The following is a 22,956-nucleotide window of genomic DNA, read 5'->3' on the forward strand; positions in this document are numbered from 1 at the left end:
GGGGCGCGGCCACCGATCGGTGGTACGGGTGGCTCTGGTGCGTCCGGCTCCGGGGGTGCGCGTGGGCGCCAGGGTGGGCTGACGCGGCGTCCCGGCGGTGTCGTCGGAGAGCCGGCCAAGCCAGGTGCGCCGGGGAAGGGCGCCCAGGGAGGCTCGGGTCTGCATCGCAGTCGTGGTGGCGGCCTCAACAGCGGCTCGGGACCGTCTTCGCGAGGTCGGGGCCCAATGGGTGTACCGCCTGGTGGACGCTCGGGCCGTGAGGACCGGGAGCGGCGGGGTTCATCGAGGCCGGACTACTTGGTCGAGGATGAGGAGACCTGGGTTCCGCAGCGCGACGTGGTGCCTGGAGTCATCGGGGTGCCGTCCTCTGAGGAGCGCGGTGATACTGAGGCGCCGGTGCAGCAGGAGCGTGATTTGGGGCCGGACAGTTCGGAAGGAAGCGGCAGGGCGTGACGTTCAAGCGGTGGGTCCGGTCGGCGGGTGGGGCGGTGCTGCTATGTGGGGCCGGTGTCGTGCAGTTGGCGCCTCCTGCAGTCGCTGATTCCATTCGCGATCGGCAGTGGGCTGTGGCCTCCTTCGATGTGGATGACATTCGGAAAGTGTCCACGGGAAAAGGGGTGACCGTCGCCCTCGTCGACTCTGGCGTCGACGGGACTCATCCCGATCTTGTAGGCAATGTGTTGCCAGGCAAGGACTTCCTCAAGGGCAGCGGCCGTGCCGACCGCGAGAAGGAGGATGTACACGGCACCGCCATGGCGTCGTTGATTGCAGGCCATGGCCACGGGCCAGGTGGTAGAGCCGGCATCATGGGACTGGCCCCTGCCACGAAAATCCTTTCTCTGCGCGTCAATACGGACGACGGCTTGGGTGTCGGCACCGGCAAAGGTGATGCTCCGGTGTCGCAAGCGATTCGTTACGCCGTGGACCATGGTGCGTCGGTCATCAACCTGTCCCTGGGGGATGAGTTCAAGGTCCCCGGCATGGATGACGCCATCCGGTATGCGCAGGAGAGAGACGCCGTCATTGTGGCCGCGTCCGGGAATGACGGCGTTGGCACGCCAAACTATCCAGCAAGCTATCCCGGTGTGATCTCAGTGGGCGGTGTCGACTCCTCCGGGAAGGTCTGGGACAAGTCCAACTACGGGCCACACGTTCTGCTCTCAGCGCCCGCCGTGGACGTGGTGAGCGCGGGGCCGCGCCGCCAGTACGGCGGAGGGAGTGGAACCTCCAATTCCACGGCCTACGTTTCGGCAGCCGCCGCTCTCCTTCGTGCGAAATTTCCAGATCTCACGGCGGGTCAGATCGCCAACCGCCTCGTGAAGACGGCGAAGCTGCCGGAATCGGCGACCGGCCTGAAGGTTCCGGACAAGCATTACGGCTATGGCTTCATCCGCCCCTACAGTGCGCTGACCGCCGACATTCCTGCCGGATCAAAGAACGGGCCCCTGCCCGCACCCTCGCCCACCCCCTCCGCAGCCGCTCCGGCCGAATCCGCCAAGCCCAGCACCTCCTCCAGCGGAGACCGGTCGGTGTACGTCGTAGCGGCTGTCGCGGGGGTGGTGGCCCTGGGACTCATGGCTGCTCTGGCCGTGGTGGTGATCCGGCGACGCCGCCCTGTCGTCCCGCCTGCGCCCCCTGTCATTCCCGGCGCATATATGGCTCCGCCGCCACCGGGAGGCGCCCCGCCGCCGTATGACGGGCAGCGGCCCGGCTCGGGTTTCGGGCAGTAGCCGGGCGCCCGTTGGCAACCGTTACCGTCAAGCGTCCTGTCCGGACGCTGCCTTCTGAATATTCCAAGGGCGAGCTTCGGCTGAAGGCTCCGCCCACGCTGCCCCGAAAGGGGAGCGAGTCGGTCGCATTGATGCTGATGCCCATGATGGGGATGGGCGGATCCGCGGCGTTCTTCTTCCTTCCGGGCTCGCACCCGTTCATGAGGGTGATGGGCGCCGTGATGGTGGTCTCCACGCTGGTAATGGCCTTGGCCCAGATCGTGCGGGCCCTGCGTGGACCGGCTACGTACATGAATGGGGAACGGCGGGATTATCTGAGGCACCTTGCGCGCGCCCGGGAGGAGGTGCGGGAGACCGCGCGCAGGCAACGGCGTTCGGAGTGCTACGCCTTCCCCGAGCCGGCCCAGTTGTGGGCCGTTGTTGCGCATCGCCGCCGTCTGTGGGAGCGGCGGCCGGCCGATGACGACTTCGCTGAGGTACGTATCGGGCGGGGCCCGCAGAAGCTTGCTACCAGGCTGGTAGTGCCCCGGGCAGAGCCGGCCGACGAGTGGGATCCGCTGGCTGAGTATGCGCTGCGGCAATTCCTGGCCGCCTACGGGCAGCTCGATGACCTGCCTCTGGCCGTTTCGCTGCGTGCCTTCCCACGACTGTTGATCCGAGGCGATGCGGAAGCCGTCTATGGGACGGTGCGGGCGATCGTGTGCCAGCTGGCGGCTTTGCATTCGCCTGCCGACCTACGGATCGCGGTGGTCGCGGCGCCGGGAGCACTGCCGGAGTGGGACTGGGTCAAGTGGTTGCCGCACGTCCAGCACCACATAGCTATGGATGGGACCGGGCCGGGGCTCCTGGTGTGCCGCTCGTTGGACGCCCTTGAGGAGTTGCTGGCCGAAGACCTCGCTACGCGACCAGAGTTTCAGCGCGATGCCCAGCCGCTTCTCGACCGGCCGCACGTGGTCGTGTTGAAGGAGCACGGGGCGGACGTCGGCTGGGAGGAGCGCCTGGGCATGACCGTTCTCGAGGTCGAGCCCGGCAGCGACCTTGCAAGGGACGGCTATGGGCAGTCGGTGTTGACCGTCTCGCCGGGCGAGTTGCGTCTGGAGTCCGGGGCCGGCGCGGCATACGAGGGTGTTCCGGATGTCCTGTCGGGCACGGAGGCGGTGGCGTTGGCCCGTGCGCTGGCTCCCTTGCGCAGCCACGCCGAGGAAGACGTGGATCCGCTGGTGGGCGACCTGGACTTCGCCGAGTTGATGGGCATCAACGCACCAGCGTCGCTGGATGTGACGCAGGCGTGGCGCCCGCGCGGCCCCCAGGGCCGGCTGCGCGTACCCATCGGTGTCGATGGAGACGGCGCGCCCGTGGCGCTGGACCTCAAGGAGGCTTCCCAGGGCGGCATGGGGCCGCATGGCCTGTGTGTGGGTGCCACCGGCTCGGGTAAGTCCGAGCTGCTGCGTACGCTGGTCCTGGGCCTGGCCGCCACGCACTCGTCGGAGACGTTGAACTTCATTCTGGCGGACTTCAAAGGCGGGGCGACATTCGCCGGCCTGGCCGACCTGCCACATGTAGCGGCGCTGATCACCAATCTCGTAGAGGACCTCGCACTCGTTGATCGTATGCACGATGCGGTCACCAGCGAGCTGACACGGCGCCAGGAACTGCTTCACTCCAGCGGCGATTTCGCCAACATCCACGACTACGAGAAGGCAAGGGCTGCGGGCGCCCAGCTGGAGCCTCTACCGTCCCTGCTGATCGTGCTGGATGAGTTCAGCGAGCTGCTGGCCTCCCGGCCCGACTTCCTCCAGATGTTCCTGCAGATCGGCCGTATCGGTCGTTCCCTGGGAATACATCTGCTGCTGGCCACCCAGCGTCTGGAGGAGGGACAACTGCACGGCCTGGACACCTACCTGTCCTACCGGCTGGTCATGCGTACTTTCTCCGCTGACGAGTCCCGCGCCGCACTCGGCACCCCGGCCGCCTACCATCTGCCCTCGGTCCCCGGTGCCGGGCTCTTGCAGCACGGCACCGAACCCGCTACACAATTCAAGTCCGCTTACGTATCCGGCCCGCACCATGCCGCCGCCGCTCCAGTGGTCGGTCAGCGTGTCGTCGAGCGGTCCCCCGTGCTTTTCACAGCGGAGTCGGCTTGCGCCACATTCGACGCGCCGGCCTCGGAGCAGGAGGCGAATCCGCAGGCATCGACCGCACCCGCCGAGACCGTCCTGGATGTCATCGTCGATCGCCTGGCAGGGCAGGGGACACCCGCACGGCAGATCTGGCTGCCGCCGCTGGAGATTTCCCCTTCCCTCGGTCAGCTGCTGCCACCCATGTCGATCACAGCCGAACGTGGTCTGCATGCAGCTGACCCGCAGACCTTGAGTCTCACCATTCCGCTCGGAATGGCGGACAAGCCGTTGGAACAGTGTCGCGACATCCTCACTCAGGACCTTTCCGGTCCGGGCGGTCATGTCGTCGTCATCGGAGGCCCCCGCTCGGGGAAATCAACCCTCCTGCGCACACTCATACTGTCGCTCTCGTTGACGCACACGCCGAAAGAAGTGCAGTTCTACTGCGTGGACTACGGCGGCGGCAGCCTGTTCTCTCTCGCCGGACTTCCGCACGTCGGAGGCGTCGCGTCACGGCTGGAGGCCGGCAAGGTGCGGCGGAGCGTTGCCGAGGTGATGGGCATCCTCCGTGAGCGGGAGGAGTTCTTCCACGCCCATCACATCGACTCCATGCAGACGTACCGCGCACGCCGCGCGGATGGCCATTACGACGACCATCTGTGGGGCGATGTCTTCCTGGTCGTCGACGGCTGGGCCGCGTTCAAACGTGAGTGGGAGAACCTGGTCCCCGACATAGAAGCTCTGGCGCTGCGCGGTCTCGCCTACGGTGTCCACCTCTTCGTCGCGGCTTCCCGGTACAACGAGATGCGGCCCGCGCTCACCGACCAGTTCGGCGCTCGCCTGGAACTGCGCCTGGCGGACCCGCTCGATTCCGCACACGACCGCAAACGCGCCCGCAACATCCCCATCAACCGCCCCGGCCACGGCCTCGCAGCAGGAGGGCTCCACTTCGTCACCGCCCTACCCCACCTCGACAACCCCGACTCCGGCCCCGTGGACAGCCCGGCATGGAGCAGCGAGCAGCTCGTGGCGCAGATCGAGGCTCACTGGACCGGGTCGGTGTGCCCACCCGTCCGGATGCTTCCCGACCGGCTGTCCGCGGACGACCTGCCCAAGGCCAGCGAAACGCATGAGCTCGGCTGCGCCATCGGGGTCGAGGAAGCCACCCTCTCCCCGGTGTACGTCAATTTCGACACCGACCCGCTCCTGGTCATCTACGGCGAGAGCGAATCAGGAAAGTCCGCACTCCTGCGCCTGATCGCCCAGCGCATCGCCGACCAGCATCAGCCACATGAAGCGCTGCTGCTGGTCGGCGACTACCGGCGCGGCCTGTTCGGGCATCTTCCCCAGGACCATGTCCTCCACTATGCGCCGGCCGTCGGTTCCCTGGAACGGGGGCTGGCGCAGCTCGGTCCGCTGCTGGGCACTCGCATGCCCACCGAAGACACCACTGCCGAACAGATGCGTGCCCGTAGCTGGTGGCAGGGGCCTGAGGTCTTCGTCGTCATCGACGACTACGACCTTGTCGCCCTGCCCTCAGGCAACCCGCTCGAGGCCATCGCCGAGTACCTGCCCTACGCCGGCGACATCGGACTGCGCGTCATCGTGGCCCGCTCCACCGCAGGCGCCGCCCGCGCCACCTTCGAACCCGTCACCCGACGCCTCAAAGAACTCGGCGCCCAAGGGATCATCCTCTCCGGCGACCCCGAAGAAGGGCCGCTCATCGGCACTACCAAGGCCACGCCCATGCCCCCGGGCCGGGCGCAGTTCGTTCCCCGCCGGGGCCCCACCGGGCTCGTGCAGATCGGATTCCTCCCAACGGCCTCGTGAGCCTTGCCGAAGGTCACCACCCGGTTCATGTGTCGGATGGCGTCCGGCAGGTCTGTTCGGAACTGCTGTAGCTGTGCTGGGGCATGTTCGGAGACTTGAAGTCGTCCCAGGGCAGGTCAGCTTGTGGGGGCCGGGTGCTCGGCTGGTTGAGTGATCGCAGTGAAGGCGGCGATGCCTTCGTGCCGACAGCGCGTTGAGCAAGCGTGACGTTCATGACATCTGGTCCGGTTTCGAAACGTTCCATCCCTCTAGTGATGGTATCGGTGCTGCTCCTCTTTGCGACCGCGGTCCCGGCTGCGGCTGACACCAGTGCTTGTACGCACCACTTCTCGGGGCCTCAGGTCTGTATCCGCCTGGAGGGTCGCAATCATTTGAATTCCGTGACGGCGATCTGGACCAACCCTTCGCGGGGGACGAAGCACCGGCAGGTCAGCGTCTTCATGAATGGGCGGCGCTTCAGCACAGCGCAGGCACACCGGGTCGGAAGTACGCTCAGCCATAGGTGGGGCAGATTCGACACCGGTACCGATACCAAACTGTGCGTGAAATTCGCCGGAATCTCGCGGATGGCCTGCGAGATGACGAGGTACATCGGGGATCGTGCGCAGCTCTGACGAAACTGACCACGGCTGCGTCACCATGCGCCGCTCAGTACAGGTCACCGTCCGCGATCCGCTGCAACCGCGTCCGCATCACCGTGAGCGAGTCCGGATCCTCTGCGGGCCACTCCCTACGCCCCACAGCTCGCAGGTACGGAATGCTGGGCTTGATCCGCTTTGACGGACATCAGAGATCAGGGGTTCTGCCCCGGGAGGATGTCCATCATGGAGAGCATGGGGAAGAAGAAGCCTCGCCCTCGCCGTTCGTTCACGCCGGAGTTCAAGGCCGAGATCGTCGAGCTGTGCCGGCGCGGTGACCGATCGGTCGGTCAGATCGCCAAGGACTTCGATCTGACCGAGACGGCAGTACGGCTGTGGGTCAGCCAGGCCGAGGTCGACGCGGGCGAGCGCGAAGGCCTGACCAGCAGCGAACGCGAGGAACTGGCCGCGCTGCGGCGTGAGAACCGCCGACTGCGCGAGGACGTCGACATCCTCAAGCGAGCCACGGCTTTCTTCGCGAAGGAGACCCGGTGACGGTGCACCCGTTCATCGAGGCGGAGAAGCAGAGCGGCCACAGCGTCAAGCGAGCGTGTGAACTGCTGAAGGTCTCCAGAACCGCCTTCTACGCCCGCCGCACCAGTACTCCCGGCCCGCGGGCAGCCCGCGACGCCGAGCTGACCGACCAGATCACGCAAGTCCATGAGCACTCGCGCGGCACCTACGGCTCCCCACGCATCCACGCCGCACTGAAGCGTGAGGGCTCCGGATGCGGCCGTCGCCGCGTCACCCGGCTGATGCGGGCCGCCGGGCTGCAGGGCCGGCACCGCAGACGGCGGCACCCGACCACGACCCCCGATCCACGAGCTGCCGTGCGGCCCGACCTCGTTGTCCGCGACTTCCGGCCCGACGCAGCGGCCCTCGACGCTCGCTGGTGCGGCGACATCACGTACATCCCGACCGAGGAGGGCTGGCTCTACCTGGCCACTGTCATCGACATCGCCTCGCGCCGGGTGGTGGGCTGGGCGACAGCCGATCACCTGCGGACCGATCTGGTCGCCGATGCTCTGAAGGCCGCCTGCCGGCAACGTCGCCCCACCCGTCCGGTGATCTTCCACTCCGATCGCGGATGCCAGTACACAAGTCAGCAATTCGCCTCCCTGGCTGACCAGTTCGGCATCCGGCTGTCGGTCGGCCGCACCGGCCAGTGCTGGGACAACGCGCTCGCCGAGTCGTTCTTCGCCACCATCAAGCGAGAGTTGCTCGGCACTGCCGCCTGGCCCAGCCGGGCCGCCGCCCGCACCGCGATCTTCGATTTCATCGAGGGCTGGTACAACTTGCACCGACTACGCAGCAGCCTCGGCTACCGCAGTCCCGCCGAATATGAGACTGCACTCGCAGCCTGACCACCACACCAATGGTGTCCGTCAAAGCGGAACAAGCTCAGCACTCCGTGACATGCGTACAGGGCGAGCGGGGAGAGGACGAGGCTCGCGGCTGGTGGTGTGTCAAGGGGACGTTGCCGCGACGCAGCGGTCTTGCGCATCGCATGGCAGGTCAGACTTTCACCGGTCAATCGACTTTGGGCGACCTCAACCATGTCTCGAAGTCGCTCAGGAACTCGCCCATGGCGCCAAGGGACATAGGTGATGATTCGTACTGGGCTGAGAGGTTGACCTCGTACAGCTTGTAGGCGGGTTCGGTATCCCGTGCGCCAGCGCAAGCAGCCGCCAGTGCTTGGACCGCGCGTTCCCGGTCGCTGGCTTCTACCGCCTCCACGAGGTCGGGCCATAGCGTGTCACCGATGTAATCGACGAGCTCCATGATGTGGGTCCCTGCCCGGTGGGCGCGATTCTCGATGGCTTCCCGCTCGGCCCTGGCGAGGTCCTCGGCCCGTTGGGACTCCCGTTCGTCGGGGTCCGCCCAGGCATGGTCGGCCCAGCTCTCCTCCCAGCGCTGCTCCGCCCGTGCCATTTCGGCCTCGAACTTGCGATCCAGGTCCTCCTGCGTGAGGCGAGGATGTTCCCAGGAGTCCTCATTCTCGAACGACGACAGCGGCAGAGTGAGGTCGGGTACGGATTCGTCATCACGCAATGCCGTGAGCAGCAGTACGGCGTCGATCGCGGGAAGGACCTCCTCCATGTCCACCAGGCCTCGCAGGGATGCGACGGACTGCTCGACGGCTGTGTAGTCGTACTCGGCGATCTGGTCGTCGAGGTCGCCATGAAGATCGAGGAGGGTGCTGCCGATCGTCTCGATCTCATCCATGCGCACCGCTATCTCTGTGTCGAGGCGCTCAATGATCTTTCGCAGCTCGCGGACGTCCTCGACCTGCTTCTCAAGATCGGCCACCGCTTTGGCCAGCTCACCCATTCCATGTCCCCCTGTTTCGGCGATCACACCATTCTCCTGGACGCAGACTAATGACGAAGGCTGTCCTGTCCTCTGTGATCTAGCCATGAGGGCAGGCTGCCTCCTGGGTCCCATTGCCGGCCACCCTCGCCGAATGAAGCGCCCTAGGTATGACTAGGACTGATAACCACCCTTATCAATTGTGTGGTACACACGGGGATCGCAATCGCCGTATCGTTCTGTGGCATCGGGCGAGGCCCGGAGCGGAGCCGCGGAGTGCCACAAGGCTCGGCCTGGCGGTCGAAGCGGCTGATGGGATGAGAGCTGGACGGGGGAGGGACGCCTACCATGGCCATTGGCCAGCCGGACATGATTCAACGCCTCCCGGTCTCCCCCTTGGTATCGATGTCTGATATCGCCGCCTTTGCCCGGGTGAAGCGTCCTGTGGTCACCACCTGGCGTCGTCGTCACCCGGACTTCCCCGCTGCCGTGTCCGAGAACTCGGGACGACCGCTGTTCGATGGTGCCCAGGTGGCTGAGTGGTTGATCGCGTCCGGCCTGGGCAACGCCGCTCCGACGGAACTCCGGTCCGAGCTGGCTCTCTTCAGCGTCATCGCGCTGCGGGGGCGGTTCACGCCGTGGCAGCTGGTCGAGACACTGGGAAGCCTTCTGTGTCTGCGCCGGCTCGACGGTCGGCCGCTGACTGGTGGCACGAACGAACCCATAAGCGGCGCCGAAGCGGACACGGCCCTGTGGTCCGCCGTACTGCGCCGTGCTGAGCGGATCGATGCGGAGGATGATTTCGTCCTCAGGGAACTGCGTTCGCTCGACGCCGCTGCGGCTCCGCTCGCCCGCCTTGCCGAGGACCTGGTCGAGGCCGCCTACGACGAGCGCGGCGCGTACGAGTGGCTGCTCACCGCCCGCTCCCGGCTTGGACTGGACTCCCTCGCCGCCGACGCCGTCGCCCCCGAGCTAAGCCGCCTCCTCACCCAACTCACCGACCTTCGTCTCCGGCTGGAGCACGGTGAGTCCCTCACCCTGGCCGACCCGCACGCCCGCGCCGGCGACCTGCTCGCAGCGCTCCTCTATGACACGGAGGACCGCGACCGCGTCGCGGTCCTCGCCGCCGACCCCGATGAGCGGCTGGCCCGCATCACCCGCCGCCGCCTGCTCCTAGCAGGCGTCAGTGAACTCGATCTCGACGTTCAGACCGGCCCTGACCTGGAAGAATGCCTCGCGGACCCGGACCTTGTTGTCACCCAGCTCCTATACTGCCCCGGCGAGGACCGCTCAGTTTTCGCAGCCCTGGCGGAGGTCGAGCGCGTCGCCGACCTCCTCCGCCCCGGTTGCACGGCCCTCGTTCTGGGGCCGGCCGACGCGCTCGTGGACGAACTCAAGGACACCGAGGCGTCTCAGCTCCGCTCGGCCCTCCTGCGCGACAACGTCGTCGAGTCCGTCATCGCGCTCCCCGGCGGCATCCTGCCCTTCCGCCCCGGATATCGCCCCGCGCTGTGGACGCTCACCCGCGGTCCCGTCTCCGAGGCGGAGGGCAAGGTCTTACTGGCCGACATCAGCTCCGAGCAGCTCACGGCGGGGGTGCGCATGCGGCTTGCCGAGGACGTCCTCCTTTGGCGTGCGGAAGGTTCCCGGGCGCTCGACGTTCACGACCCGCGCTACGGCCGCGTGGTCCTCGTCGCCGACCTGGACCGGGCCTTCGGCGGCCCGCTGACTCCACCCGCGCCGCCCGCCTCCGCGATCTGGTCCGACAAGGTCAAGGAGCGCCCCGCCCTGATCGCCGAGGCCGAGGCGCGCCTGGAGCGTGCGACGGCGGACACCCGCGCGTACGAGGACGAGCAGGGCCCCTACCGGGGAGGCGTTCTGCGCCGCGTCGGCCGCCTGCCCCGGCGCACCACTCTTGGCAAGCTGACCGCCGGAGGCAGGGTGACCCGGCTCCCGGGCCACCGGGTCGACGAACGACACCTCACGGCGGACGGGCACCACGCCGTCCTCGGCCCCGAGGAGATCACGGGCGAACGGGCCGTCGGCGTGCGCCGTATCGACCGGCTGGTCCTGGCCACCGAGTATGACCGGGCGGCGCTCACCGAGCCCGGCGACGTCGTCTACACCCTCACGCCCCGCCTCGGCCTATACGTCGACCACGACGGCTTCTCGGTGGTCGCCTTCCCGGCCCGTGTCCTGCGCGTCAATTTCGATGCCGCCCGCCCGCTGACCCCGCGCGTCCTGGCGGCCCTGCTGGGTGCCGCCCGGGGCACCGCCCGAAGCCCCAGCGCGGTACGCCCCGCCCGCCGTATCGAGGACTACCAGCTTCCCGACCTCGACCCGGACGAGGTGCTGCGCTTCGATGCCCTGCTGGCCGAGACCGAACACCGCGAACGCCTGCTACGCGCCCAGGCCAATGCCCTCGCCGAGGCCCGCCGCCTGACGATCGACGGCCTGGCGGACGGCACGCTCACCCTCGCCGATCTGCAAACCCGACGCTTCAACCGTACGTAGCCCATCAACTGCTCAGTTGGAAGAAGGAACGATGCCTCCCCGCAAGCGAGCCGCGGCAGCCGCCGGACAGGGCGAACTGCTCAGTGTCTCCAGCACCAAGGAGATCCAGGACATCCTGTGGAAGGCCGCGGACAAGCTCCGCGGCTCCATGGACGCCGCCCAGTACAAGGAGTTCGTGCTCGGCCTGGTCTTCCTGAAGTACGTCTCCGACGCATTCACCGAGCGGCGCGAGGAACTGGCCGCCGACCCCGAGCTGGCCCAGATCCCTGAGCACCGCAGGGCCGCCTTCCTGGAGGAGAAGGACGAGTACACCGAGAAGAACGTCTTCTGGGTACCCCCGACGGCACGCTGGGACCACATCTCCGAGAACGCCTCCAGCACGGAGGGCGGCATCGGCAAGCTCCTCGACATGGCCATGGATGAGGTCATGAAGGCCAACAAGGCTCTCACCGGCGTCCTCCCGAAGATCTTCAACCGCGACAACGTCGACCAGAACCGCCTCAAGGAACTGGTCGACCTCATCAGCGACGCCCGCTTCACCGGCCACGGCGATCGTCCGGCACAGGACGTGCTGGGTGAGACGTACGAGTATTTCCTGGAGCGCTTCGCCCGTGCCGAGGGCAAGCGGGCCGGTGAGTTCTACACCCCGGCGAGCGTGGTACGCCTGATCGTCGAGGTGCTGGAGCCGTACGAGGGGCGGGTGTACGACCCGGCGTGCGGTTCGGGTGGCATGTTTGTGCAGAGCGGCAAGTTCGTCGCGAAGCGGCGCGGCAAGGACCACACGCACGACATCGCGGTCTACGGCCAGGAGGCCAACGAGCGCACCTGGCGCCTGGCCAAGATGAACCTTGCCATCCACGGCATGGACCCCAAGGGCGTCGGTGACCGCTGGGCGGACACGTTCGCGGACGACAAGCTGCCCGACCTCAAGGCCGACTTTGTGATGGCCAACCCGCCGTTCAACATGTCGGACTGGGCGAAGAAGACGGACGACCGGCGCTGGAAGTACGGGGTTCCGCCCCAGTCCAACGCCAACTATGCCTGGCTCCAGCACATCGTCTCGAAGCTGGGCGACCGGGGCAGCGCGGGCGTGGTCCTGTCCAACGGCTCGATGTCGTCCAAGCAGTCGGGCGAGGGCGAGATTCGCGCAGCGATGGTCGAGGCGGACCTGGTGTCCTGCATGATCGCGCTGCCGGGCAACCTGTTCCGTACTACAGCGATCCCGGCGTGCCTGTGGTTCCTGACGAAGGACAAGTCCCCGCAGGGCACGAAGGCGCTGGAGGACCGACGGAGCCGGGTGCTGTTCATCGACGCCCGCTCGATGGGCACGATGGTCGACCGCACGGAGCGGATCCTCACGGAGCAGGACCTGGAGAAGATCTCCGACACGTACCACGCGTGGCGGGGCACGAAGTCGGCGAAGGACAAGGCCCTTACGTACGAGGACGTTCCCGGCTACTGCTATAGCGCGACGCTGGGGGAGGTCGAGAAGAACGACTATGTGCTCACGCCGGGTCGGTATGTGGGTGCACCGGAGGCCGAGGAGGATCCGGACGCGGAGACGGTGGAGGAGCGGATCGCCCGGCTGACTAAGGAACTGATCGAGCTGTTGGACGAGTCGGCTCGGCTGGATGCGGTGGTGCGGGAGCAGTTGGGGAGGATCGGTGGCTGACCGAACGGCTTCGCTTGCAGAGCTGGTCGACGAGAATCAGATTGAAGTCGGCGCTGGACGGCCTCGATCGGTCAACCAGGATGGGGACCCACTCCCCATTTTGAGGGTTGCAGATGTCTTGGATGGCAAGATTGGGTCGTTCGATTCCCGCTCATCCACGGAGAGTCCTTTTCGGGATCTCGGTCCAAAGGTTTCACGCCCCGGAGATATTGTCCTCACCGTCAAAGGAACTGTGGGTCGGGTTGCTTTGATTCCGGGCGCAGGCCCACGCTTTGCCTACAGCCCACAGCTATGTTATTTTCGGCCGCGCGCGGATGGCCGACTGGTGGCACGGTATCTCTATTACTGGTTCAGGAGTGCCGATTTTTGGATTCAGGCAAATGCCCTAAAGGGGCAAACCGACATGGCGGATTTTATTAGTTTGGGTGACATTTTGTCGCTCAAGCTGCGAATCCCCTCTCAGCTGCAGCAAGAGGGCGTAGTTGGTGTCCTCGGGGCGCTGGACGACAAGATCGCAGTTAACGAGCGGATCGCTGCCACTGCCGACTCTCTCAGGTCGGCTTACTGCGTGGGGGCGCATGCGGAGGCTCCCGGCGAGTTCCGTCAAGAGGCGCTCTCCAGCGCTGCGGAGTTCATCAACGGGCGCCCCTTTACTAAAGATGCGACCGGTACGGGCCGTATGGTTGTCAGGATTGCCGAGCTCAATTCTGGTCCTGGGAGCTCTACCATCTACAACGACATTGAGGTGGCTGAGAAGCACCTCGCCCGCCCGGGCGACGTTCTTTTTGCCTGGTCGGGATCCCTCACGGTGGCGCGATGGTTCCGTCCCGAAGCGATCGTGAACCAGCACATTTTTAAGGTGGTACCTAAAGAGGATCGCCCGATGTGGCTCGTCGCGGAGCTTCTCCGGTTGAAGCTCGACGAGTTTCGTGCGATTGCTGCTGACAAGGCAACCACCATGGGGCATATCCAGCGTCGTCACCTTGACGAGTCGGTTCTGACTCCGAACGCTGCGATGACGCAGAAACTCGACGCTCAAATCGGACCTCTCTGGAATAGGGCGCTCGTCGCAGAGCAGGAGTCGCTCAAGCTCGCCGGACTCCGCGACACCCTCCTCCCTCAACTAATGTCCGGCAAGATCCGCGTCCGTGACGCCGAGAAGATCGTGGAGGACACCGTATGACCACCGAAAGTGGCAGCGAGTGCACCCCCGCCCATCTCGACACCAAAATGACCGAGTCCACCTGGGAGCACCTCGCCCTCGATGAACTCGGCGAGCTCGCGTGGGAGGTCAAGGCCGGCAAGGACCTCGCCCCCGGTACCGGACACCGCCGCGACTGGGACGACCTGATCCTGCACGACGAGCTCCAAGCGGCCATCGAGAAGCTCAACCCTGAGCTGACCTCCACCGCCGTCCACGAAGCCCTCCGCATCGCTACCGATCCCACTTCCCGGGAGGCGTACCCGGAGAACCGGCAGGCGCACGAGTACCTCACCGACGGCGTCCGGCTGACCTACACCGACGAGTTCGGCGCCGAGCAGACCCCGACCGTGCGCCTCGTGGACTTCACTGACCCCGACGCGAACAGCTACCTCGCCGTTAACCAGGTCATTGTCCGGGAATCCGACGGCAGCCACCGCCGCTTCGACATCGTCCTCTACGTGAACGGCCTGCCCCTCGCCGTGGTCGAGCTGAAGAGCGCCTCCGACGAGAATGCGACCCTCAAGTCGGCGCATGCCCAACTCCAGACCTACGTCTCGGAGTTCCCGATCGCGTTTCGCTACAACGTGCTCTGTCTCGTCTCGGACGGCATAACCGCCAAGTACGGGACGGTCTTCACGCCGTACGAGCACTTCGCACCCTGGAACGTCGACCACGAGGGCGAACGCGTCGATACCAACACGCCTGGCTACGACGGGTTAGACGCACTGAACCTGGCACTCCACGGCCTGTTCACACAGAGCCGATTCCTCTCTCTCACACGCAACTTCGTCAACTTCCCTCCGCCCAAGCCCGGCGAGCCCCTCTCCGGCAAGCGGATCGCGAAGCCGCACCAGTACTTCGCGGTCAACAAGGCAGTGGAAGAGGTCGTCAAGGCATCCCGCTCGACCGGGCAGGCCGGCGTCGTCTGGCACACGCAGGGCGCGGGCAAGTCGGAGGAGATGGTGGAGACGGCCGCGCTCGTCTCCCGCCACCCCGCCCTGAACAACCCCACCATCGTCGTCATCACCGACCGTAACGACCTCGATGACCAGCTCTACGACACCTTCCAGGACAGCAAGGCCCTTCTCGGGCAGGAGCCTATCCAGGTCAACACACGTGAAGAACTGCGTACCGAGCTGAAGAGCCGCAACGTCGGTGGGGTCGTCTTCACCACCCTCCAGAAGTTCGGCCTGAGCAGGGAGGAGAAGGAGGCCGGTAAGTCGCACCCACTCCTCTCCAAGCGTCAGAACATCCTGGTGATCGTCGACGAGGCGCACCGCTCGCACTACGACAGCCTCGACGGGTATGCCCGCCACCTGCGCGATGCCCTGCCGTGCGCCACCCTGCTCGCCTTCACCGGCACGCCGATCTCCAAGGCTGAGGCCGACACCCGTGCCGTCTTCGGCGAGTACATCGACATCTATGACCTGAAGCGGGCTGTCGACGACGGGGCCACGGTCCGCGTCTTCCACGAGCCGCGCGTCATCGAGGTCGATCTGCCTAAGGATGTCGACCCGAGCAAGCTCGACGAGCAGGCCAACAGTGTCACCGAAGGCATGGACGACGCCGAGCGTCGCCGTGCCATCGAGCAAGCCACGACGATGAACACCGTCTACGGTGCCCCCGATCGGATAGCCAAGCTCGCCGACGACCTGATCGCCCACTGGGAGGAGCGTCGGGAACTGGTTAAGCCGGACCTTGGCGGTCCCGGCAAGGCGATGGTCGTGTGTATGACGCGGGACATCTGCGTGGCGCTCTTCGACGCGCTTGCCGAGCGTCGGCAGGGATGGGTGGGCAAGGAAGCCGACCAGGGCGTCATGAAGATCGTCTTTCACAGTGACCCCTCCGACGAGAAGCACCTGCGCAAGCACGCCCTGCGGCCGTCCCAGCAGAAGGTCGTCCAGGCCCGCGCCAAGGACGCGGACGACGAGCTGGAACTGCTCATCGTCCATTCCATGCTGCTCACCGGCTACGACGCGCCGCCTATCCACACCCTGTACATGGACCGCCCCATGCAGGGCGCCAACCTGATGCAGGCCCTGGCTCGCGTCAACCGCCGCTTCCGGGGCAAGCAGGACGGCCTTCTCGTCGGCTACGCGCCGCTTACCGACAACCTCGCCAAAGCCATGCGCGAGTACTCGGACCAGGACCGCAAGGACCAGACGCTCGGCGCGGACATCGAGCGGGCGATCACCGAGGTCAAGAACGAGCTGTCGACTATCAAGGGGCTGCTGGCCAACTGCCATTGGAGGGAGTGGCTCGCCGATACCGGCCGCCCCGACTCCCGCAGGCGCGCGCTGCGCCTGACCGCCGACTTCCTGCGCGACCCGAAGAACCCGGGCAACAAGGTCGAGTCCGGAGCCAAGCCGCTCTCCATCCGCTTCAAGGACAGCGCCGCCCGTCTCGACCGTTTCTACCGCGTCTGTGCGATGAGCCGCGAGATCTCCGAGCGCTGCGAGGAACTGGACGACTGGCGCCGCGACATCGCCTTCTTCAGCGAGGTCCGGGCCTGGATGATCAAGCTCGACGCCGCCCAGCGCGAGGCGAGCGGAGAGCCGCTCAGCGCCGAGGTTCAGCGCTACCTCCAGGCGTTGGCTGCCTCGATCGTCGACGCCGACGAGATCACCGACCTGTACGCGGAGGCCGGGATCGGCCGGCTGGACATCACCCGCCTCAACGAGGCGCAGCTGCGCAAGCTGGAGAACTCCGAGACCCCGCACCTCGTCACCGAAGCACTGCGGCGCATGATTCAGCAGAAGATGCGCGAGGTGACCAAGCACAACATCGTCCGCAACGAGAGCTTTACCGACCGCCTGAACGACCTGATGAGGCGGTACATGCTCCAGCAGCTCACCAGCGCCCAGGTCATCGCCGAACTCGCCGCCCTGGCAAGGGAGGTCTCGGCGGAGGCGCGTCGTGGCGAGCTGTTCGACCCACCGCTCACTCATGCCGAGCTGGCCTTTTACGACGCGGTCGCCCACCGTGATATGGCCGAGGTGATGGAAGGCGGTCAGGGCACCCTCGCCGAGATCGCCCGGGCCCTTGTGAAGGACATCCGGAAGAACCTCTCCGTCGACTGGCTCTCCCGCGAGCCGGTACGCGCCAAGCTCCGTACCCGCATCCGCCGTGTACTGGCGATGTTCGACTACCCGCCGGAGGAAGAGCGCGAGGCGGTCGACCTCGTTCTCAAGCAGATGGAGATCGTGGCCGCCCTGTGGGCGCCTGCCGCGAAGTAGCCGTGAACGCGACGGGCGGACCAAGTGGGATGGTCCGCCTGTCGGACGAGGCGCGCTCGAAGCGGTCGCGCGCCGCACTGCCTGCTGCCGCCTGAGGCCGTGAACGAGGCTTTTGAGAAGCGGCTGCCCGCGGTCCTGCGCTCGCCGTGCCCCGAATGTGAGTCCGGTCGAGGACTGTTCCCGATGGATTCCCTGGTTGTGCGCTGGTGGTCGAGGCCACGTCGAGTGGTGGGCGGGACGGCATGGGCGGAAGGGCTCATGCGGCCGCAACTAGCTTCATAGCGTTGGCAGTTGCGATAACCCCGGTTATCGCTGAGATTGTGGGTTGTGGCACCTCTCTGTCTCTAACGTCTTTTCCGTCACACCGGGCCCGTGCGGAGCCGGAGGCCAAGCCCTCTCCCCTCACCGTGCTTCGCCCGGCCGACTCTTCATGGGAACGGACCACGGAAGGGCGGAGAGCGCCATGGCAGAACACCCCGAACAGAACCAGCCCCCGGAGCGCGTCGAGCAGAACGGGCAGGCCCCCGGCAGCGGTGGCTCCTCGACGCTCACCCGGCTGGCCGATCGCCTCGAAATGTCCACCCTCACCGACGCGACAAGGGAGATCCTTCGCGAGGCACTGGGCGGACCGGGAGCCGACTCGGGTGCCGTCGGCCCGCAGCCTGGCGCGCGGGTTTTCCTGGAATCCATCAGCGTCAGCGGTTTTCGGGGCATCGGCCGCGAGGCATGTCTGCCGCTGAACGCGAAGCCCGGTGTCACCCTCGTTGTGGGGCGCAACGGTACGGGCAAGTCGAGCTTTGCCGAGGGCGCCGAGATGGCGTTCACCGGTCGGACCGCCCGCCTCGACAAGCAGCGCGGCGAGGTGTGGCGTCGGCACTGGCGCAACCTGCACGACGGGGCCGAGCCGAAGGTCGAGGTCGGTCTCGCCATCGCGGGTGACACCCGGCCCTCCACGCTGACGTGCACCTGGCCGGGCGACGACGTAACGGATCCCGAGGTCGTGTTCAAGCGGCCGGGACACGGTCAGCGGCTCTTCAAGGATGTCGGCTGGGAGCGGGCGCTGAACGGCTACCGGCCATTCCTGTCGTACTCCGATCTTGACAAGGTCATCAGCGGTAAGCCCAGCGAGCTGTACGACTCGATCGCCACTATCCTCGGGCTCGGCGAGCTGACGGCCGCGGATGAGCGGCTCCAGGCCGTCGAGAAGGCGCTCAACTCGGCAGCGAAGATGGCCGATGCGGAACTGCCCGCACTTGTCGAGTCGCTGTCCGGACTGGACGATCCACGGGCGGAACGCGCGCTCGCGGCCGTCAGCGGGTCGGGGGCTCCCGATTTCGACGAGCTGGACACCCTCGTGGCCGGCCTGCCCGACGCGGACGACGACCGCCTCCGGGAGCTGCGCGCAACTGTCGAGCTGACGGGTCCCGACCTCTACGCGGTCGGCGCGGCCGTGGACCGGCTGCGTGAGGCCGTTGCCGTACTCGACGATGTACGAGCCTCTGGTGCCGAGGACGCCCACCAGCGCTCCGAGCTGCTGTCCAAGGCCCTGGATCACAGTCGTCGGCACCCGGATGAGGAGGCTTGCCCGGTGTGCGGTGCCGATCGGCCGCTTGACGAGGCCTGGGCCGAGCAGGCCGCCGAACAGGTGGCGGCCTTGCGGCAGGAGGCAGCTACCGCGCAGGAGGCCCGCACCGAGTTGCGGGACGCCGTGGACGCCCTCCGTTACCTCGTCACGCGGGTCCCCGCGTGGCTGCCCGCCCCGCTGGTCGTGCCGTGGGAGGAGTGGGCGGCCTGCTGGGCGATCGACGACGCTGAGCGGCTCGCCGCCCGCGCCGAGACTGCCGCACTCGTCCTTGCCGACGCCTGCGCGGCCCTGCGGGAGGAAGCTGCCCGGGAGCTGGAGAAGCTCGACGAGGAGTGGCGGCGCTGCGTTACCCGGCTCGCCGCTTGGCTCGACCGAGCTCAGAGTGCGCACGCAGGCGCGCCCCGACTGCGCCGGGTCAGGGCGGCCCGTAAGTGGCTCAAGGAGGCGTGTGCCGAGCTGCGTGAGGAACGGCTGCGGCCCTTTGAGGGGCACTCGCAGCGGATATGGGAGGAGCTGCGCCAGCAGAGCAACGTCGACCTGCGATCCGTACGCCTGACCGGGGCCGAGAAGGCCGCCGTACGCAAGCTCGTGATGGATGTGTCCGTGGACGGTACGGAGGCTGCAGCGCTGGGCGTCATGAGCCAGGGCGAGCTGCACTCCCTCGCGCTCTCGCTCTTCTTGCCGCGTGCCGCCGCACCGGACAGCCCCTTCGGGTTCGTCGTCATCGACGACCCCGTACAGTCCATGGATCCTGCGAAGGTCCACGGCCTTGCGAAGGTCCTGCACGAGCTCGGCGAGTCCCGCCAGGTAGTGGTCTTCACCCACGACACGCGGCTCCAGCGGGCCTTCACCAATCAGGAGCTCCCGGTGACGGTCCTGGAGGTGGAACGTGAGGCACGTTCGGCCGTGACCGTGCGCCGGGTGACCGATCCGGTCGACCAGGCGCTGGCCGATGCACGCGCCCTCGTCCGCACGCCGAACCTGGAACCGGTCGCCGTGACCCACGTACTGCCCGGCCTCTGCCGCTCCGTCCTGGAACGCGCCTTCTCCGAGGCCGCGTGGTTGCGCTTGCATCGGGCCGGACTGACCGAGCCCGAGGCGGAGAAGACCGTTGCGGCCGCCATCACGCTGAGGGACATCGCTGCCCTGGGGCTCTTCGGGGACCTGTCCAGGACGGGTGACGTCTACCGCGAGTTGCGCAGGCGCTGCGGCCCCGGGGCGGTGGACCTCGTCCGGAGGTGCCAGGAGGGCGCGCACCCGTCCGGCACCTCCATGCCGGACCCCCTCCAGTTCGTGAGGGACATCAAGGTCGTCGCACAGACCGTGCGCAAGCCGGAGGAGGTCGCCCAGTGAATGCGACGATCCGTCAATTGCTCGACACCGCCGACCTGCTCATCGAGGACAACGGTGGCCCTGCCACCACCGGCCCCGTCACGGGCGGGCCCGCCACCACGACAAGCCGGTGCCGCGGTGCCGCCTTCGCCCTCCGCGCCGCGCTGGAGAGCGCAGTCGCCGCCCGTCTCACCGCTTACGGCGCCCCCCGCCCGATTCGTGAGGGCTCCATGCGGGCCGCACTCCTCTGGCTTCGCGGCTGCGCCGAAGCGGAGACCGCCCGCCGGGCGAAGGCCGTATGGAGCCAGCTCTGCCTCGGCTGCCACTACCACCAGTACGAGACCGGGCCCACGGAAGACCAGGTGCGCACCTGGCGCACCGAAGTCATCGCGATCATCGCGCTCTTGGCCCACTGATCATGTCCCGGCCGATGCCAGACGCTGGCTTGGCCACAGGGCAGGCCGGGCCCTGATCCATTGCGGCGTGAAGTCCGCCGCCAGGAAGAGAAACACGAGAACGACACCACGAGGGCGGGCGGTTATCGCCGCCCTGCACAAGGAGCGGCACCATGGCAACTCGTACGTCCAAGCGAACGCTGTACCGGCTCAGGGGTGTGAATCCCACCGTCAACGCGATGTTCGATGCCCTGGACACGAATCAGCTTGAGCGGATCCACGCGGATTTTGATGTCCCCGAGAACCTCGGTGTACCTGCTGTCCTGGTCACTGGCAGCTTTGAGCAGCACGTCGCGAGCTGGTGCGACGAGATCTTCCGTACGACGGGCATCGAGGTGTCACGGCCGGTCAACCGCTCGGCCGGGCTGCTGATGCTCGCTGTCGACGGAGAGGTGTACGCCATCGGGTACGACCAGGGCTTCCGCCTGGTGCCCGACCGGCTGAAGGACCACCGCTTCGGGCTGAGCTTCGCGTCCCGCCGGGTGGATCCTGGACGAATCCGGGACCTGGTGTCGCACACCCCGGGCGCAGGACGCACCGACATCACCCTGGTCCCGGGCGGCGCCTCGGTGTGGAGCCTGAGCGTCGTGGAGCACGCCCGGATCGTGCGCCGCCTCGGCGGCCACCTGGACGACATCCCGCTCACCATCTCCCGGGACAACCCGGCGAAGCTCTCCAGCGCCGAGGGCGGTGCCGGCCTGTGCCTGCGGCTCGGTGTGGAGGGAGCCGACCTGATCGCCGACATCCGTGCGATCGCCCGTGTGCTGCGTGAGGAGAAGCCGAGCCCGGAGCTGGAGTTCGTCGAACACGTCGTACCCGTCGGCGATCCCACCCTTCTTACCCGCCTGGAGACTGTCCTTGATGTCCTCCTGGGTCAGGAGTCTGACGGGAGGATCAGCGTCGCCGTCCCCGCCGACCACTGGGACGACTACACCGCCGCTCGGGCGTTCAGGGCCAGGATCAACAGCGACGGGGCCGGCCAGTCAACCGACGACTTCGAACTCGACTACGTTCTCTGCCGGGCCCGCGTCCAGCGTGCCGGCAGACGGGTAGCCGCACTCCGGGAAGGCACCGTCACTCTCTACCGGCACAGCCGCGCCGACCGGGCCGACGAGATCTGGACGTCCAGCGCGCTCCGGTGGATCGAGGCGGAAGTGTTCCTCGACTCCCACCGGTTCTTCCTGATGGACGAGCACTGGTACGAGATCGACCAGGAGTATCTCAAGGCGATCCGCTCGCACACCGAGCGCCTGATCACCAACTCCCCGTCCGTCGACCTGCCCCCGTGGGTCCTCGGGGAGAAGGAACGCACCTACAACGAGTCCGTGCCGGACCAGCGGCCCGGGTACGTCTGCTTCGACCGAGACAACGTTCAGACCGCGCTGCACCGCGGGAATGGTGTAGAAATCTGCGATCTGCTGAGCCCGGACAACGTCCTGGTCATGGTGAAGCGCGCCAGGGGCTCCGACGCGCTGAGCCACCTCTTCAACCAGGCGCTCGTTGCCGTACAGACTCTGCGGAACTCCCCGGAGGGGAGGCAACTGTTCGCCGCGAAGGTGGCCGCGGCCCGGAAGGGGCGCGGCCTGCCGGACGACTTCCCGCCTTCGAAGGTCGTGTTCGCGATCCTGCTGAAGGATGGCACCGACCTCACCGCCGACACCCTGTTCCCGTTCTCGCAGGTCACCCTCGTACAGACGGCCAGGACGCTCGAAGCGTGGGGCGTTCAGGTTGAGGTCGTCGGCATCGCCTCCACTCCGTCGGCAGTCACCTCGACCGGGAACCGGCGGTTGGCGGCGTAGCCGCCGCTACTGCACACATCGACGTGACGCGCCTTCTGCAGCCGTGCCGTCACGCTGGGCGCTGGTGCGTCAGCTACCGTCCCGTACTTCGTGCACCGGATGTGCACTGAAGTGGCCCCGGGGCCGTATCTGCGCAGGTCCGCACACCTACCGCCAAAAGCACCAGCAGTCCCCGGCGTACAGGCCGACTCGTCCGCCATTACCTGGGACTTTGCCCCGGAAAGGGCCTCTGACCTGTGTCGGAGGCCCTTTCCGGCCTTTCGGGGCCTTGCCTGTTCAGGCGGGGGAAGGTCCCCGGAAAGTCCCCCTGCCAGACCAGAAAGTCCCCGAAAAGTCCCCGGGACGGGCTCCCTGACGAAACCTCTGAACTGGCGATTCGACGGATGGCGCCACGGCATTGTTCGCCTTTGGGCCGCACCTGCATTCGGCTGCGGATGCATGCCTGCCGAAACGATCAGCCCGCCGACGCGCCACGGGAACCCACGCACGAGCTCGTTGGTTAGGGCGAGATGTGGGTGTCGAACGGGTCGT

General features: G+C 66.9%; 13 protein-coding genes. 11 read left to right on the forward strand and 2 right to left on the reverse strand.

From position 1 onward, the window contains the following. The first annotated feature begins 449 nt into the window (after window positions 1-449). Window positions 450-1,730: a type VII secretion-associated serine protease mycosin gene (gene mycP, locus ACGFWI_RS24295; RefSeq protein WP_393908110.1), complete on the forward strand. Its 1,281-nt coding sequence runs from the start codon at window positions 450-452 to the stop codon at window positions 1,728-1,730. 11 nt (window positions 1,731-1,741) lie between these two features. Further along, a complete protein-coding gene (gene eccCa, locus ACGFWI_RS24300; RefSeq protein WP_393908111.1) occupies window positions 1,742-5,680 on the forward strand; it encodes a type VII secretion protein EccCa in 3,939 nt (1,312 codons plus the stop codon). Between the two features lie 367 nt (window positions 5,681-6,047). Here the strand turns inward: eccCa and ACGFWI_RS24305 are convergent, their stop codons facing one another. Then, window positions 6,048-6,272, reverse strand: coding sequence for a hypothetical protein (locus ACGFWI_RS24305; RefSeq protein ID WP_393908112.1), 225 nt, complete (start codon window positions 6,270-6,272; stop codon window positions 6,048-6,050). A gap of 232 nt (window positions 6,273-6,504) precedes the next feature. On the opposite strand from ACGFWI_RS24305, the gene ACGFWI_RS24310 reads away from it, so the two are divergent. Continuing rightward, window positions 6,505-6,813 carry a transposase gene (locus ACGFWI_RS24310; protein WP_168478149.1) on the forward strand — a complete coding sequence of 103 codons (309 nt, stop codon included), beginning with the start codon at window positions 6,505-6,507 and terminating at the stop codon, window positions 6,811-6,813. Then, window positions 6,810-7,682 carry an IS3 family transposase gene (locus ACGFWI_RS24315; RefSeq protein WP_393908113.1) on the forward strand — a complete coding sequence of 291 codons (873 nt, stop codon included), beginning with the start codon at window positions 6,810-6,812 and terminating at the stop codon, window positions 7,680-7,682. The genes ACGFWI_RS24310 and ACGFWI_RS24315 overlap by 4 nt, the downstream gene beginning before the upstream one ends. Window positions 7,683-7,848: 166 nt before the next feature. Here ACGFWI_RS24315 and ACGFWI_RS24320 read toward each other — a convergent pair whose 3' ends face one another. After that, entirely contained in the window at window positions 7,849-8,676 is an 828-nt protein-coding gene (locus ACGFWI_RS24320) for a hypothetical protein (RefSeq protein ID WP_393908114.1), read from the reverse strand. A 483-nt stretch (window positions 8,677-9,159) separates the two neighbouring features. On the opposite strand from ACGFWI_RS24320, the gene ACGFWI_RS24325 reads away from it, so the two are divergent. The 7 genes from ACGFWI_RS24325 to ACGFWI_RS24355 all read left to right on the forward strand — a co-directional run bounded on the left by ACGFWI_RS24325 (window position 9,160) and on the right by ACGFWI_RS24355 (window position 22,425). Next, window positions 9,160-11,142, forward strand: coding sequence for a hypothetical protein (locus ACGFWI_RS24325; protein ID WP_393908115.1), 1,983 nt, complete (start codon window positions 9,160-9,162; stop codon window positions 11,140-11,142). Between the two features lie 31 nt (window positions 11,143-11,173). After that, window positions 11,174-12,814 carry a type I restriction-modification system subunit M gene (locus ACGFWI_RS24330; protein WP_393908116.1) on the forward strand — a complete coding sequence of 547 codons (1,641 nt, stop codon included), beginning with the start codon at window positions 11,174-11,176 and terminating at the stop codon, window positions 12,812-12,814. Beyond that, the gene (locus ACGFWI_RS24335; protein ID WP_393908117.1) at window positions 12,807-13,997 is read left to right on the forward strand and encodes a hypothetical protein; all 1,191 of its coding nucleotides are present in this window, start codon (window positions 12,807-12,809) and stop codon (window positions 13,995-13,997) included. Before ACGFWI_RS24330 ends, ACGFWI_RS24335 begins: the two co-directional genes overlap by 8 nt. Beyond that, window positions 13,994-17,254 carry a type I restriction endonuclease subunit R gene (locus ACGFWI_RS24340; protein WP_393908118.1) on the forward strand — a complete coding sequence of 1,087 codons (3,261 nt, stop codon included), beginning with the start codon at window positions 13,994-13,996 and terminating at the stop codon, window positions 17,252-17,254. The genes ACGFWI_RS24335 and ACGFWI_RS24340 overlap by 4 nt, the downstream gene beginning before the upstream one ends. Before the next feature lie 463 nt (window positions 17,255-17,717). Beyond that, window positions 17,718-20,192 carry an AAA family ATPase gene (locus ACGFWI_RS24345; RefSeq protein WP_393908119.1) on the forward strand — a complete coding sequence of 825 codons (2,475 nt, stop codon included), beginning with the start codon at window positions 17,718-17,720 and terminating at the stop codon, window positions 20,190-20,192. Next, window positions 20,189-20,587 carry a hypothetical protein gene (locus ACGFWI_RS24350; RefSeq protein WP_393908120.1) on the forward strand — a complete coding sequence of 133 codons (399 nt, stop codon included), beginning with the start codon at window positions 20,189-20,191 and terminating at the stop codon, window positions 20,585-20,587. The genes ACGFWI_RS24345 and ACGFWI_RS24350 overlap by 4 nt, the downstream gene beginning before the upstream one ends. 152 nt (window positions 20,588-20,739) lie before the next feature. Then, entirely contained in the window at window positions 20,740-22,425 is a 1,686-nt protein-coding gene (locus ACGFWI_RS24355) for a TIGR04141 family sporadically distributed protein (protein ID WP_393908121.1), read from the forward strand. The last annotated feature ends 531 nt before the right edge of the window (window positions 22,426-22,956 follow it).

The sequence above is a fragment of the Streptomyces sp. NPDC048434 genome (assembly GCF_043200375.1).
Taxonomy (GTDB): domain Bacteria; phylum Actinomycetota; class Actinomycetes; order Streptomycetales; family Streptomycetaceae; genus Streptomyces.

What these genes read in the sequence shown, in the direction of transcription:
- ACGFWI_RS24305 (WP_393908112.1), bottom strand. Translation starts at nt 6,272, where the DNA reads ATGTACCTCGTCATCTCGCAGGCCATCCGCGAGATTCCGGCGAATTTC.
- ACGFWI_RS24310 (WP_168478149.1), top strand. Translation starts at nt 6,505, where the DNA reads ATGGAGAGCATGGGGAAGAAGAAGCCTCGCCCTCGCCGTTCGTTCACG.
- ACGFWI_RS24330 (WP_393908116.1), top strand. Translation starts at nt 11,174, where the DNA reads ATGCCTCCCCGCAAGCGAGCCGCGGCAGCCGCCGGACAGGGCGAACTG.
- ACGFWI_RS24340 (WP_393908118.1), top strand. Translation starts at nt 13,994, where the DNA reads ATGACCACCGAAAGTGGCAGCGAGTGCACCCCCGCCCATCTCGACACC.
- ACGFWI_RS24345 (WP_393908119.1), top strand. Translation starts at nt 17,718, where the DNA reads ATGGCAGAACACCCCGAACAGAACCAGCCCCCGGAGCGCGTCGAGCAG.
- ACGFWI_RS24355 (WP_393908121.1), top strand. Translation starts at nt 20,740, where the DNA reads ATGGCAACTCGTACGTCCAAGCGAACGCTGTACCGGCTCAGGGGTGTG.